We start from the raw sequence: 13235 nt of genomic DNA, 5'->3' as shown, positions 1-13235 counted from the left end.
CGCGGCGCCCCGCGGCAAACTCGCGCGATGCCCGCCGCCAAGCCAACCAGCCCACCCGACGCCGCCCCGGCCCTGTTCAAGAACGCCAAGGCGTTCGAGACCTGGCTGAAGAAGCATCACGCCACCTCCGACGGCCTGTGGCTCAAGATCGCCAAGAAGGGCGCCACCGAACCCAGCGTCACCTACCCCGAGGCGGTGGAGGTCGCGCTCTGCTGGGGCTGGATCGACGGCCAGAAGAAGAGCTTCGACGACCAGCACTTCCTCCAGCGCTTCACGCCGCGGCGCGCACGCAGCGTCTGGTCCAAGATCAACGTCGACAAGGTCGCGGCGCTGCTCGAGGCCGGCCGCATGCAGGCGCCGGGCCTGGCCGAGGTCGAGGCCGCCAAGGCCGACGGCCGCTGGGCACAGGCCTACGACGGCGCACGCACTTCCACGGTACCCGAAGACCTGCAGGCCGCGCTGGACGCGGAGCCCAAGGCCAAGGCCTTCTTTGCCACCCTCAACGCGACCAACCGCTATGCGGTGCTGTGGCGCATCCAGACGGCCGCCCGGCCCGAGACGCGCGCCAGGCGCGTCGAGCAACTGGTGGCGATGCTGGCGCGCGGGGAGGCCCTCCACAAGCCCGCCGCCAAGGGCTGACATGCCGGCCCGCGTACGCCGGCCCCGGGCCGGACATGGAGGCCCGACATGGCCGCGGTGGCGGTCGTAGGCCCGGGCGCGGTCGGTTGCACGGTGCTGGCCTGGCTGGCCCAGCACGCGGGGCATCGCGTGACGGTCGTGGCCCGCTCGGCCATCGAAGACGTCGAGGTCCAGACGCCCCAAGGCCTGCTGCGCGCTTCGCCCACGCTGGTGTCCAACGCGTCCGAGCTGCGCGGCCAGGACTGGGTGCTCGTGGCGACCAAGGCGTACGACGCGCCGACGGTCGCGCAAAGCCTGGCCGGCCTGGCGGGAAGCGCGACCCGGCTCGCCATCCTGCAGAACGGCGTCGAGCACCTGGAGCCCTTCGCGGCCCATTTCCCGGCCGGGCAGCTGTTGCCGGTGGTCGTGGACATCCCCGCGTTGCGAACCGCGCCGGGGCGCGCCATCCAGCATCGCCGCGGCCGCCTGCGCGTGCCTGAAGGTGCGATGGGCGCGGGCTTCGTCGCGCTCTTCGCGAACACCGGCATCGACGTGAGCGAGTCCCCCGACTTCCAGACCGAGGCCTGGAAGAAGCTCTGTCTGAACGCGGCCGGTGCCTTCTCCGCCGTGTTGTTGAAGCCGGCCGTGATTGCCAGGCATGCCGGCGTGGCCATGCTGATGGGCCGGTTGATCTCGGAGGCCATCGAGGTGGCGCGCGCGGAAGGCGCGGTCATCGACGACGCGCTCCAGGATGCCATCCTTGACGGTTATCGCGCCAACCCCGCCGGCGTCAACTCGCTGCATGCGGACCGCCTGGCGGGGCGTGCCATGGAGATCGACGCCCGCAACGGCGTCATCGTCCGGCTGGGCCGCAAGCATGGCATTCCCACGCCCATGAACGAGATGGTCGTGGCGTTGCTGGAGGCCAGTTTGATGGGCGTCGGCTGACCCGCCGCCGCGGCGCGCTCATCCTGTTGAGCGATGTGCACCCGGCGGCCCGCGCGGCCGGCCGGCTTCCTAACATCGCGCCGGCTTGCGCCCATCGACTGAAGGAGACGCCGTGATGAAGCATCGATTCGCCCGTGCATGGCAACGGCTCGTGTCCTCGGCGGCCGCGTTCGTGTTTGCGGCGTCGGCCGGGCCGTGCGCGGCGCAAGCCGAACCGGCCAGCTGGAAGGACCGCTCGACCGGCCAGCGCATCGTGCGCGTCGATGACACGCCGGGCAACTACGCCCTGTACTTCAACTACTCGCCGTTCACGCCGCAGGGCGATCTGATGATCTACCTGACGCCCGAGGGCATCCGCGTGGCCGACACCAAGACCTGGCGTACGCGCCTCGTCCTGCCGGCCCGGGTGGACCGGCTGCTGTTCACCGGGCCGCGCAGCCGCGCTGCCTACTACACGACGCGCGATCCGGCGGTCGAGGAGGGCGGCCCCTTCACGGTGTGGTCGGTCGACCTCGACAGCGGCCGGACGCGCAAGATCGCCGACCTGCCCGGCGGACGCATCCAGACCATCAATGCCGACGAGACGTTGCTGGCCGGCGCCTATGAGACATCGCCGCCGCCGCCCGACATCGCCCGCCAGGGCAAGCGGGACCCGCTGACCGGCTCGCCCAGCTACGCCGGCGTGGGGCCGGACGGCAAGCCGCTGTCCTTCGCCGCGGCCAAGGGCCAGTGGATGGCGGCGCGGCTGGCCGCACGCGTGCCGATGGAGATGTACAGCGTCTCGGTGCGCACCGGCGAGCGCAAGACCATCCACCGGGCCACCGACTGGCTCAACCACCTGCTGTTCTCGCCCAGCGACCCGACGCTGCTGATGTTCTGCCACGAAGGCCCCTGGCACGAGGTGGACCGCATCTGGACCATCCGCACGGACGGCACGCAGCTCACCAAGATCCACACCCGCACGATGGCCGGCGAGATTGCCGGCCACGAGTTCTGGGGCAGCGACGGCAGCACGGTCTGGTACGACCTGCAGATGCCGCGCGGCAGCACGACCTGGCTGGCGGGGCGCAACCTCGCCACCGGTGAGCAGTGGCGTTATGAGGTGGCGCGCGACCAGGCGTCCTACCATTTCTCGCAGTCGCCGGACGGCCGGCAGTTCTCGGGCGATGGCGGCAATGCCGGCAAGTGGATCAGCCTGCTCAAGCCGGTGGTGCGCGAGAAGCCCGTGCCCGGCCTCATCACGCCCGGCCGGCTCGAGACCGTTCGCATCGCCGACCTGAGCGCACACGACTACACGCTGGAGCCCAACCAGCACTTCACGCCGGATGGCAAGTGGCTGGTCTACCGCGCCAATGTCGAAGGCCGGCCGGCGATCTACGCGGTCGAACTGCCGTAGCCACACCGCCGTGGCCAGGGTCGCCTTTGATACGCTGGGCGCATGCCTTCCGCCCGCCTGCACCTCACCCTGATCGCCGCCGCCCTGCTGGGTGGCGGGTTGGCCGTCGCACCTGCCCACGCCGCCGAGCCCGGCGTCCGCGCGCTGCGCGGCGTGAAGGTGTACCCCGCCCCCGATGCACCGCCCATCGACGATGGCGTGGTGCTGGTGCGCGGGGGCCGCATCGTTGGCCTCGGCACCCGTGATGCGGCGTCCGGCGTGCCGCCGCTGGCGCCCGCCTGTGACGGCGGTGTGCTCATGGCCGGCTTCCAGAACAGCCACGTGCATCTCAACGGCACCGCGTTCGCGAACGCGAAGGCCGCGCCGGCTGCCAAGCTGGAGGACGGCCTGGCCGCCCTGTTGACGCGTTATGGCTTCACGACCGCCTTCGACATCGCATCCGACCGCGACAACACGCTCGCCTTGCGCAAGCGCGTGGATCAGGGCGAGTTGAAGGGGCCGCGTCTGCTGACGGCAGGCCTGCCGTTGTTTCCACAGGGGCTGCCGTTCTACCTGGACCACTTCGACCCGGCCTTCCTCGCCAAGCTGCCGCAGCCCGACTCGGTGCCCGCGGCGCTGGCGACGGTGCGGCAGAACCTCGATGCCGGTGCCGAGGCGACCAAGCTGTTCCTGGTGACGCCGCAGCGCAACCGGCCGCCCAAGCGCATGGCTGCCGACATCGCCGAGGCGGCCGCCGCGGAAACGCACCGCCGCGGCCGTCTGGTGTTCGCGCACCCGACCGACCTGGACGGCGTGCGGGCGGCGTTGCGGGCGCAGGTGAACATCCTGGCGCATCCGCCGCTGGGCGTGCCCGGCCCGTGGCCCGTGGAGCTGATGGACGCGTTGCGCGCCGCGGGCGTCCACATGGTGCCCACCCTCAAGCTGCTGCGGTACGAGCTGGCCAAGGAAAAGCTGCCGCTGCCGGCGGCCGATGCGGTGCTGCAGGACAGCGTGCGCGAGTTCGGGCGCTTCGCCGCCGCGGGCGGCAAGGTGCTGTTCGGCACCGACGTCGACTACATGGAGGACAGCGACCCCACCGAGGAGTACGAACTGCTGGCGCAGGCGGGCCTGCGCCCGATGCAGATCCTCGCGTCGCTGACCACCGTGCCGGCCGAGCGCTGGAACGAGGCCACGCGACACGGGCGGCTCATGCCGGGCATGGAGGCGGACATCGTCGTGCTGAACGGCGACCCGGCGCAGTCGGTCGCGCGCTTCGCAGACGTGAAGTGCACGCTGCGCGGCGGCCGCGTGATCTTCAGCCGCTGACGGCGTCGGCGCGGCACATCAACCGGTCACGCGCTTGCGCGCCGCGCGGCGGCGATTTCGGCGAGCATGCCGCATGCTCGCCCGCCTTCTGCTGCTACTGCTCGCTGTGTCAGCGCCTGCCGTGCAGGCCGTCCAGCCCATCGACCGCGCCGCCGTGGTGGCGCGCCACATGGTGCGCAACACGGCCCTCAATCCCGAGTCGGCGCTGACCATCGGTAACGGCGACTTCGCGCTGACCGTCGACGTCACCGGCCTGCAGACGCTGGAGCGCATCTACTACGACAACGGGCTGCCGCTGGAGACGCGCAACACCTGGAGCTGGCACAGCTTCCCCAACCCCGACAAGCTGCGCTTCGAGGACACGCTGGCGCCCGTGCCCTTCCACGGCCGGCAGATCCTCTACCCCACGCAGCAGAACACCCCCGCCGGCCGCTACTACCGCGAGAACCCGCAGCCCATGCCGCTGGGGCAGTTCGCCTTCACGCTGCACGGCGAGCCGCTGCGCACCGAAGACATCGCCGGCATCGACCAGACGCTGGACCTCTGGACCGGCATCGTCACCAGCCGCCTGACCGTGCGCGGCCAGCCGCTGGAAGTGACGACCGCCGCCCATGGCAGCGCCGCGGTGCTGGCCGTGCAGGCGCGCTCACCGCTGATCGCCAGCGGCGAGCTGCAGGTACGGCTGCGCTTCCCCTACGCCTACCGCACCTCGATTGCCCACAAGCCGCCCTTCATCTGGGAGCAGCCCGACCGGCACCAGAGCACGCTGACGCAGGTGGCGCCCGGCCGCGCCCGCATCGCCCGCCATGCCGACGGCACGCGCTACGACACCGAGTTGCGCTGGTCCACGCCGGCGGAACTGGTGAGCGCATCCACACCGCAGCTCGCCGCACCGCACGACTTCCGCCTGCGTGCGACCAGCGGCGACACGATCGCCTTCACCGCCGCCTTCGCCGACGCCGAGCATCCCGCACCTAACGAGACGGTCGACAGCACTTTCGCATCGTCCAAGCATGCCTGGGCCGACTACTGGACGAAAGGCGGCATGGTGGATCTCGGCGCCGCCACCGACCCGCGCGCCCGGGAGATCGAGCGCCGCGCCGTGCTGTCGCTCTACCTGATGCGCGTCAACTACGCCGGCAGCGTCCCGCCCGCCGAGAGCGGGCTGCAGCACCTGAGCTGGTTCGGCAAGCACAACTCGGAGGTCTACGTCTTCCACGCCGCGCAGTTCTACCAATGGGGCCATGTCGACTTGCTGGAGAAAGGCCTGGCCTGGTACCTGAAACAGTTGCCCCAGGGCATCGCGCAGGCCAGGGCCGAGGGCTTCGATGGCGTGCGCTGGCCCAAGATGTCCGGCCTGGACGGCCGCCCGACGCCTGGCGGCATCAACCCCTACATCATCTGGAACCAGCCCAACCCCATCTACCTGGCCGAGCTGGTCTACCGCGCCAAGCCGACGCGCCAGACGCTGCAGCGCTATGGCGACATGGTGTTCGAGTCGGCGAAGTTCCTCGCTTCATTCGCGCAACGCGACGCCGCCACCGGCATCTACCACCTCGGCCCGCCGCTGAAGAACGTCAGCGAGAGCACCTCCGCCGAACTGGTGCGCGACCCGACCTTCGAGCTCGCGTTCTGGCACTGGGGCCTGCGTGTCGCGCAGCAGTGGCGCGGGCGCCTGGGCCTGCCGCCCGAGCCGCACTGGGCCGACGTGATCGACCACCTCGCGCCGCTGCCGCAGCAGGACGGCCGCTACCTGGAGATCGCCGGCATCCGCGACCTGTTCGGCCCGGGCAAGCGCGGCGCGCCGTCGTCCATGCTGCTGGCGCTCGGCTACCTGCCGGCCACGCCCAAGGTCGACATCGAGACGGCGCGCCGCACCTTCCACGCGGTGCATGAGCAGCGCGGTGCCGATGGCGGCTGGGTCAGCTGGCAGATGGGGCAGGGCGCGCTCACCGCCGCGAGGCTGGGCGAACCGGAGCGGGCCGTCGCCATCCTCGCCAACACGTCGCCCGCGGCCCGCTTCATGCCCAGCGGCTACAGCCGCCGCCCGCGCGACCCCGAGGGCGCCGTGGCCTACCTGCCCACCAACGCCGCCTACCTGATGGCGCTGGGCTTGATGGCCGGCGGCTGGGACGGCGCACCGGCCGGCCCCGCGCCCGGCTTCCCCAAGGACGGCGCCTGGACCGTGCGCGCCGAAGGCCTGCTGCCGCTGCCATGAAGTCGCTGGCCGCACTCTGCGCGCTTTTTCCAGGCCTGGTGTTCGCCGCCGTCATCGGCCACAACGTCCCGGCCCCCGAGATGGACCGCGCCCGCCTCGCCGAGCTGCCCGCCGCCCAACGCCCCGCCTGGCAGGCCTACCTCGACCGCTCCGACCGCCAGATGACGCTGGACCGCGCCACGCTCGCGCGCGAGCTGAACGCCGGCGACACCGTGCCGCCGCCGCCCACCGCCGGCAGGATGAATGCGCCGCTGGACCGAGAGCCCGCCTGGTATGCGTCGGACGAGGCGCGCGCGATCGCCAACACCATCGTCAGCTTCCAGACGCCCAGCGGCGGTTGGAGCAAGAACCAGGACCGCAGCAGGCCGCCGCGCCAGCCGGGCCAGCGCTACGCCAACGACGCCGAGACGATGACCCTCGGCACCGGCAGCTTCGACGAACCGCGCGACCGCTTCTGGACCTTCGTCGGCACGCTGGACAACGACGCCACGCACACCGAGATCCGCTTTCTCGCGCGCGTCAATCAGCAGCACCCGAGCGACGCCTGTCGCGCGGCCATCGTCAAGGGCATCGGCTACCTGCTGATGGCCCAGTACCCCAACGGCGGCTGGCCACAGGTCTACCCGCTGGAAGGCGGCTTCCACGACGGCATCACCTTCAACGACGACGCCGTCGTCGAGGCCGCGCGGCTGCTGCAGGACGTTGGCCGCGGCGCGCCCGAGTTCGCCTTCGTCCCCGTGCCGCTGCGGCGCCAGGCCCGTGCCGCCGCAGCCCGCGCGGTGAACCTGCTTGTCGCGGCGCAGGTGCAGGTCGATGCCCGCCCGACGATCTGGCCGCAGCAGATCGATGCGCTCACGCTGGCGCCCATCTCCGCCCGCAACTACGAGCCGCGCGGCCTGGCCAGCGCCGAGAGCGCGGGGGTGCTGCTGTTCCTGATGCAGCAACCGCGCCCCACGCCCGCGATGAAGGCGGCCATCGCGTCGGGCATCGGCTGGCTCAAGGCCCACGCGCTGCACGACCACGCCTTCACGATGACGCCCGACGGCCGAAAGCTCGTGTCGCAGCCCGGCGCCGGCCCGCTGTGGGCGCGCCTGTACGACGTCGCCACGGGCCGACCGGTCTTCGGCGACTGGGGCAAGACCATCCACGACGATGTCAACGAGATCTCCAGGGGCCGCCGCAACGGCTACACGTGGTGGGGCACCTGGCCGCAGAAGGCGTTGGCCGCCCACCGGCGCTGGCTGGACGAGCACCCCGGACCGTCGTCTTGGGGGGAGGCGGACTGACACCGTTGCCGCGCGCCGCCTGTTCGGCGACATTGCCCCACCCTCGCTGACACGTCCGCCATGCGCCGCCTGCTCGTTCTCGGCTTCTGCCTCGCCCTCGCCCTCGCCCTCGCCCTCGCCACGCGCACCCATGCGGCCGAGATCCCGGCCTTCGTGCCCGGCCCGCATGCCGTCGGCTCCACGAACCTGGAGGTCACCCCGCCCAGGGACCGACCGCTGATCGACCACCTCAACGGCAGCAAGGACGGCGCCTACCTGCCGGCCGTGCTGACGCACCCGCAGGCCGTGCCGCAGCTGCAGGTCGCCGTGCCGGCCAACCAGCCGGGTGCGGGCGCCATTGCTGGCAAGCCGCAACCCGTGGTGCTGCACATCCTCTATCCCACGACCGCCGGCAACCCGCGGCCCGACTACGCCTTTCCGTACAAGGACACCGGCGACGCCGTCGTGCCGCACATGCAGGGCCCGGCCGACAAGCCGCTGCTGGCCGACCCCGCCGCCAAGTACCCACTCATCGTCTACTCCGGCGGCTACAACACGCACGGCCTGTGGCACCTCGGCCATCTGAAGGGGCTGGCCTCGCATGGCTACATCGTCGTCAACCTCTTCCACGGCGACGGCCGCGTGCCCGGCTTTCCGGAGACGGTCACGCTGCGCGAGGCCGGCGTGCGCGCGGCGCTGGACCACGTGCTGGCCGACCCGGTCTTCGGCCCGGCCATCGACCGCGACCGCATCGGCGCGTCCGGCGCCAGCGCCGGCGGCATGACCGTGCTGGCCTTGCTCGGTGGCGTCGACCCCAAGTACCCGGCGCACAACCCGCGCGAGCCGCGCATCAAGGCCGGCTTCGGCCTCGTGCCTTTCATGGGCGCCACGCTGGGCGTCTGGCCGTTTGCCGTCGATGGCTGGCACCTGGGCCGCGAGTTCGAAGGCCTGGCCGCCGTCAAGGCGCCTTTCTTCGCGGTCTATGCCGACCAGGACAAGAGCGTCTCACCGGATGCCGTCCGCGCCGGCGTCCGCCGCCTCGGCGGCCCGGCCTGGGCCGTGGAGCTCCCCGGCGAAGGCCACCTGCTGTCGCCTGCCGCCGAGCGCGAGGCCTACAGCTGGGAGCTGACCTTCTTCGACGCTTTCCTGCGCGGCGACGCCCAGGCGCGCGCGAAGCTCGTCGCAACCACCAGGGTGCGTGAGGTCGGCAAGGGCAAGATGACGTACATCAGCGCCGGGCGCTGAGGGGAGCGGTGAATGAGCCTCGCGCGCGCGAAGACACGTTGAGCGCTCCCTGTTATTTGCCAATGCAGAAGCTGCTGAAGATGACGCCCAGCAGCTCGTCGGCCGAGAACGCGCCGGTGATCTCGCCCAGCGCGTCATGCGCCAGGCGCAGCTCCTCGGCCAGCAGGTCCAACGCGGCGTCGCGCTGGGCGGCGACTTCGCGCGCCAGCGCCAAGTGCTCGGCCGTGCGCGCCAGCGCCTGCACGTGGCGCTCACGGGCGATGAACAGGCCTTCGGGCACGGCCTGCCAGCCGGCCGTCTGCAGCAGGCGCTGCCGCAGCGCCTCCAGCCCCGCGCCGGTCTTCAGGCTCAGTGCAATCTCGCCTGCGGGCGCCGCGGCGAGGTCGGCCTTGTTGAAGACCTGCACGATGCGGCTCGCGTCCACGCCCGCCAGGCGCGTGCGGATGCGCTCGTCCTCGGCCTCGTAGTCGGCCTGGCCCACGCGGCCCAGGTCGTGCAGGAACAGCACCACGTCGGCCTCCGAAATCGCAGCCCAGCTGCGCGACACGCCGATGCGCTCCACCTCATCGGCCGTCGCGTCGCGCAGGCCGGCCGTGTCGGTGATGTGCAGCGGCACGCCTTCGATCTGGATGGTCTGGCTGACCTTGTCGCGCGTCGTGCCGGGGATGGGCGTGACGATGGCCAGCTCCGCGCCGGCCAGTGCGTTGAGCAGCGAGCTTTTTCCCACGTTCGGCTGGCCGGCCAGCACCACCTTGAGGCCATCGCGCAGCAGCGCACCCTGGCGCGTGCGGGCCTGTACTGCGCTCAGTTGGGCCGTCAGGCGGTCCAGCCGGCCGAAGGCGTCGGCCTTTTCAAGGAAGTCGATCTCCTCCTCGGGAAAGTCCAGCGTCGCCTCGACCAGCATGCGCAGCTGGATGAGCTGGTCGCGCAGCACGCCGACCTCGTGCGACAACGCCCCGCCCAGCGCCCGGCTCGCGCTGCGCGCGGCGGCCTCGGTGCTGGCGTCGATCAGGTCGGCCACCGCCTCGGCCTGGGCCAGGTCCAGCTTGCCGTTCAGGAAGGCGCGCTGCGTGAACTCGCCCGGCTCGGCGAGCCTGACGTTCGCGCCCGCCTCGATGACGCGCGCCAGCAGCAACTGCATGACCACGGCGCCGCCGTGGGCCTGCAGTTCCAGCACATGCTCGCCGGTGTACGAATGCGGCGCCGGGAAGTGCAGCGCGAGGCCCTGGTCGATGGCTTGTCCTGCGGCGTCGCGAAAGGGCAGGTAGGTGGCCTCGCGGGCTTTCAGCGCGCGGCCGCAGACGGCTTCCATCAGCCCGGAGAGATCCTGCGGCGACGACACGCGCACGATGCCGACCGCGCCCCGCCCCGGGGCGGTGGCGATGGCGGCGATGGGGTCGGCATGGCGGGCGAGCATGGGGGCGATTGTCTTCGCCCAAAAGCAAACAGCCGCCCGGTCGGGGGCGGCTGTTTGCGGGTGTTGGCGCGGGGGAGGCTCGGTTCGGTCGCTCTCGTGAGCCCCGTCCGGGCCGGTGTTCTCTGCCCCGCTGAGCCATTGAACTGCGAACCGCAGACATTAAAAAGCCCCCGGGATGCGGGGGCTGGCTCATGCGCGTGAATCAGTTCACGCCCAGCTGCCTGTTGATCATCCACTGCTGGGCGATGGACAGGATGTTGTTCGTCAGCCAGTACAGCACCAGGCCGGCCGGGAAGACGAAGAACATGACGCCGAAGGCGATGGGCATGATCCACATCATCTTCTGCTGCACCGGGTCGGCGGCCGGCGGGTTCAGCCAGACCTGGAACAGGCTGGACGCCATCATCAGCAGCGGCAGGATGAAGTAGGGGTCGCGTACCGACAGGTCGGTGATCCACAGGATCCACGGCGCCTGGCGCATTTCAACGGTGGACAGCAGCACCCAGTACAGCGCCATGAAGATGGGCATCTGCAGGAAGATGGGCAGGCAGCCGCCGATCGGGTTGATCTTCTCCTCGCGGTAGATCTTCATCATCTCCTGCTGCATTTCCTGCGGCTTGTCCTTCAGGCGCTCCTTCATCTCGTTGATGCGCGGCGCGACGGCCTTCATGCGCGCCATCGACTTGTAGGCACTGGCATTCAGGCCGTACAGCGCGATCTTCAGCAGCAACACCAGCGCGACGATGGTCCAGCCCCAGTTGCCGATGAAGCCGTGCAGCTTGTCGAGCAGCCAGAACAGCGGCTCGGCCAGGATGGTCAGCACGCCGTAGTCCTTGACGCGCTCCAGCCCGGGGGCGAGCTTGGCGAGGTTGTTCTCCTCCTGCGGGCCGGCGAACAGCGTGGCGTTCTGCGTCGTGCTGGCGCCGGGGGCGAGTGTGGGCAGCGTGAACACCATGCCGGTGGCATAGGTGTCGCCGCGCACGCCGGCCTGGCCGGGCAGCTTGCGCACGAAGAACTCGCGGTTGCCGGGTTCGTTGACGAGCCAGGCGCTGGCGAAGTAGTGCTGCACCATCGAGACCCAGCCGTCGTTCGCCTGCTTCTCGATGTCGACCTTGTTCTTGTCGATGTCCTCGAACTTGAGCGTCTTGAACTTGGTGTTGCTGTTGTAGACCGCCGGGCCGGTGAAGCTGGGCGTGAAGGCCGCGCCGCCGGTGACGGTGCTGCCGTCGCGCACCAGCTGCAGGTAGACCTGCGGCGTGACCGGCGCGCTGCCCGCGTTGACGATCTCGTGCGTCACGCCCACCGTGTAGGCGCCGCGCTTGAAGGTGAAGGTCTTGACCAGCTTGACGCCGCCAACTTCGGGCGACTCCAGGCGCAGCTTGACCTCGTCCTGGCCGGCCGCCAGCTCGCGCGGGCCTTCCACCGCCGTCATCGGCGTGTTGTGCGTGGGCAGCGGGCCCTGGGCGCCGACCAGGCCGGTCTGCGCGCGGTACTGCTGGCCGGCGTTGAACAGCACGACCGGCTCCGGCGTGAAGGGCGCGGGCTTCTTCAGGCCGACCATCTGCAGCAGCTGGTCCGTCACCGTCGGGTCGGGTGCGGTCAGGTACTTGGGCAGCTCGGCGCGGACGATGTCGCCGCCGAGCGTGTCGACCGTGACGGTCAATACGTCCGTGCGGACGGTGATCTTCTCGGACGGCGCTGCCGTCGTGGGCGTGGCCGCCACGGCTGCGGTGCCGGGGGCGCCCGCGGTGGCGGCCGGTACGCCGCCGGAGGCCGCGCCGGTGGGCGCCGTGGCCACGGCCTTCGGCGCCGAGGGGCTGAACATCGAGGGATGCCCGTTGTGCTTTTGCCAGCCGTCCCAGAGCAGGACGAGGGACATGGTGAACACCACCCACAGCACGGTGCGGCGAATATCAGTCATGAGGGGACTCGGACGAGGAAGAGGACGCGCAGGCGCGCGCCACGGAGGGAGAAACGAGGCGGGAAAACAGCCGCGGCGGATTGTCAGGCACGGGGTCGTGCCCGCCGTCGCACCACGGCTGGCAGCGCAGGATGCGGTGGGCCGTCAGGTAGCTGCCGGCCAGCGCCCCATGCTTTTCCAGCGCGGCAAGCGAGTAGCGCGAGCAGGTCGGCTCGAAGCGGCAGGCGTTGCCCAGCCATGGGCTGAGCATCACGCGGTAGCCACGCACGATGGCCATCAGCACGCGGGCGGGCCAGCTGGGTGTCATGTGGCGGCCTCGCGTTTCGGCGGCGGCTTCAGCGCACGGTCCAGCAGTTGGGCGAGTTCGTCGCGCGCGGCCTGGCGCAGCGCGTCGGACGCAGCGCTCGGGAACTTCTGGCGGTCAAAGGGAGAGCGCAAGCGGACGACCCACAGGCCCGGCGGGATGCCGGCTGTCGCAGCAAATGCGGCGCGGATCTGGCGCTTCAAGAGTGTGCGGGTCACTGCACGCCGCGCATGCCGCTTGGGCACGACCATGCCCAGCCAGCAGCCGTTCGGCACGCTGGGCGGCTGGTGTTCCACAACATTGTGAACAGGCTGTGATTCACCTGTTGATAACTCGGCCTGGGCTGTGCGTAACTTTGCCGCCGCCCAAGCGCTGGGCGCCAGGTCGGCCGAGAGATGGTGCAACGCGAAGTGGGCGCTGCGGGAGCGGCTCGGGCGGGCGAGCACCCGCTCGAAATCCACCGGGCGTTGGATGCGACCGATCATCGGGAGCCCGGCAGCCGCGGCGCGGAGGGCGCCGCCTTGTGCGACAAGACCTTAGACGGCCAGGCGCTTGCGGCCCTTGGCGCGGCGCGCGGCGATGACGGCGCGGCCACCGC

Annotated in this window: 11 protein-coding genes and 1 pseudogene; 7 read left to right on the top strand and 5 right to left on the bottom strand. The window is 70.9% G+C overall.

From position 1 onward, the window contains the following. Positions 1–27: 27 nt before the first annotated feature. The 7 genes from ASD35_RS14690 to ASD35_RS14660 all read left to right on the top strand — a co-directional run bounded on the left by ASD35_RS14690 (position 28) and on the right by ASD35_RS14660 (position 8995). A complete protein-coding gene (locus tag ASD35_RS14690; protein ID WP_056875687.1) occupies positions 28–639 on the top strand; it encodes a YdeI family protein in 612 nt (203 codons plus the stop codon). A gap of 48 nt (positions 640–687) precedes the next feature. After that, positions 688–1566, top strand: coding sequence for a 2-dehydropantoate 2-reductase (locus ASD35_RS14685; RefSeq protein ID WP_056875686.1), 879 nt, complete (start codon positions 688–690; stop codon positions 1564–1566). A 115-nt stretch (positions 1567–1681) separates the two neighbouring features. Continuing rightward, positions 1682–2962 (top strand): oligogalacturonate lyase family protein, encoded by a 1281-nt coding sequence (locus ASD35_RS14680; RefSeq protein ID WP_082580167.1) that lies wholly within the window; start codon positions 1682–1684, stop codon positions 2960–2962. Positions 2963–3004: 42 nt separating this feature from the next. Then, positions 3005–4267 (top strand): amidohydrolase family protein, encoded by a 1263-nt coding sequence (locus ASD35_RS14675; RefSeq protein WP_056875685.1) that lies wholly within the window; start codon positions 3005–3007, stop codon positions 4265–4267. 73 nt (positions 4268–4340) lie between these two features. Continuing rightward, positions 4341–6485 (top strand): hypothetical protein, encoded by a 2145-nt coding sequence (locus ASD35_RS14670; RefSeq protein WP_056875684.1) that lies wholly within the window; start codon positions 4341–4343, stop codon positions 6483–6485. Beyond that, on the top strand, positions 6482–7771 hold the full coding sequence (gene pelA, locus ASD35_RS14665) for a pectate lyase (protein ID WP_200956052.1): 1290 nt from the start codon (positions 6482–6484) through the stop codon (positions 7769–7771). Before ASD35_RS14670 ends, pelA begins: the two co-directional genes overlap by 4 nt. Positions 7772–7831: 60 nt before the next feature. Further along, positions 7832–8995 carry an alpha/beta hydrolase gene (locus ASD35_RS14660; protein ID WP_056875683.1) on the top strand — a complete coding sequence of 388 codons (1164 nt, stop codon included), beginning with the start codon at positions 7832–7834 and terminating at the stop codon, positions 8993–8995. Positions 8996–9047: 52 nt separating this feature from the next. Here ASD35_RS14660 and mnmE read toward each other — a convergent pair whose 3' ends face one another. From mnmE to ASD35_RS26710, 5 genes and pseudogenes are all read right to left on the bottom strand, one after another. Then, the gene (gene mnmE, locus ASD35_RS14655; RefSeq protein ID WP_056875682.1) at positions 9048–10412 is read right to left on the bottom strand and encodes a tRNA uridine-5-carboxymethylaminomethyl(34) synthesis GTPase MnmE; all 1365 of its coding nucleotides are present in this window, start codon (positions 10410–10412) and stop codon (positions 9048–9050) included. 202 nt (positions 10413–10614) lie between these two features. Then, complete coding sequence (yidC, locus tag ASD35_RS14650; RefSeq protein ID WP_056875681.1) at positions 10615–12333, bottom strand: membrane protein insertase YidC; 1719 nt, start codon at positions 12331–12333, stop codon at positions 10615–10617. Beyond that, positions 12326–12640: a membrane protein insertion efficiency factor YidD gene (gene yidD, locus ASD35_RS14645; protein ID WP_056875680.1), complete on the bottom strand. Its 315-nt coding sequence runs from the start codon at positions 12638–12640 to the stop codon at positions 12326–12328. Before yidD ends, yidC begins: the two co-directional genes overlap by 8 nt. Beyond that, complete coding sequence (locus tag ASD35_RS14640) at positions 12637–13122, bottom strand: ribonuclease P protein component (protein ID WP_157275573.1); 486 nt, start codon at positions 13120–13122, stop codon at positions 12637–12639. The genes yidD and ASD35_RS14640 overlap by 4 nt, the downstream gene beginning before the upstream one ends. Before the next feature lie 51 nt (positions 13123–13173). After that, positions 13174–13235 (bottom strand): annotated as a pseudogene (locus ASD35_RS26710) (50S ribosomal protein L34); the annotation flags it as partial.

The organism is Pelomonas sp. Root1444, assembly GCF_001426885.1.
Lineage (GTDB): Bacteria > Pseudomonadota > Gammaproteobacteria > Burkholderiales > Burkholderiaceae_C > Pelomonas.
Note: the sequence above shows the minus strand (reverse complement) of the source record. Positions and strands in the feature narration are given on the sequence as shown.

Excerpts from the sequence above, each read along its gene's own strand:
- ASD35_RS14680 (WP_082580167.1), top strand. The coding sequence starts at position 1,682 with ATGAAGCATCGATTCGCCCGTGCATGGCAACGGCTCGTGTCCTCGGCG.
- ASD35_RS14675 (WP_056875685.1), top strand. The coding sequence starts at position 3,005 with ATGCCTTCCGCCCGCCTGCACCTCACCCTGATCGCCGCCGCCCTGCTG.
- ASD35_RS14670 (WP_056875684.1), top strand. The coding sequence starts at position 4,341 with ATGCTCGCCCGCCTTCTGCTGCTACTGCTCGCTGTGTCAGCGCCTGCC.
- yidD (WP_056875680.1), bottom strand. The coding sequence starts at position 12,640 with ATGACACCCAGCTGGCCCGCCCGCGTGCTGATGGCCATCGTGCGTGGC.
- ASD35_RS14640 (WP_157275573.1), bottom strand. The coding sequence starts at position 13,122 with ATGATCGGTCGCATCCAACGCCCGGTGGATTTCGAGCGGGTGCTCGCC.
- ASD35_RS14660 (WP_056875683.1), top strand. The coding sequence starts at position 7,832 with ATGCGCCGCCTGCTCGTTCTCGGCTTCTGCCTCGCCCTCGCCCTCGCC.
- ASD35_RS14690 (WP_056875687.1), top strand. The coding sequence starts at position 28 with ATGCCCGCCGCCAAGCCAACCAGCCCACCCGACGCCGCCCCGGCCCTG.
- pelA (WP_200956052.1), top strand. The coding sequence starts at position 6,482 with ATGAAGTCGCTGGCCGCACTCTGCGCGCTTTTTCCAGGCCTGGTGTTC.
- ASD35_RS14685 (WP_056875686.1), top strand. The coding sequence starts at position 688 with ATGGCCGCGGTGGCGGTCGTAGGCCCGGGCGCGGTCGGTTGCACGGTG.
- mnmE (WP_056875682.1), bottom strand. The coding sequence starts at position 10,412 with ATGCTCGCCCGCCATGCCGACCCCATCGCCGCCATCGCCACCGCCCCG.
- yidC (WP_056875681.1), bottom strand. The coding sequence starts at position 12,333 with ATGACTGATATTCGCCGCACCGTGCTGTGGGTGGTGTTCACCATGTCC.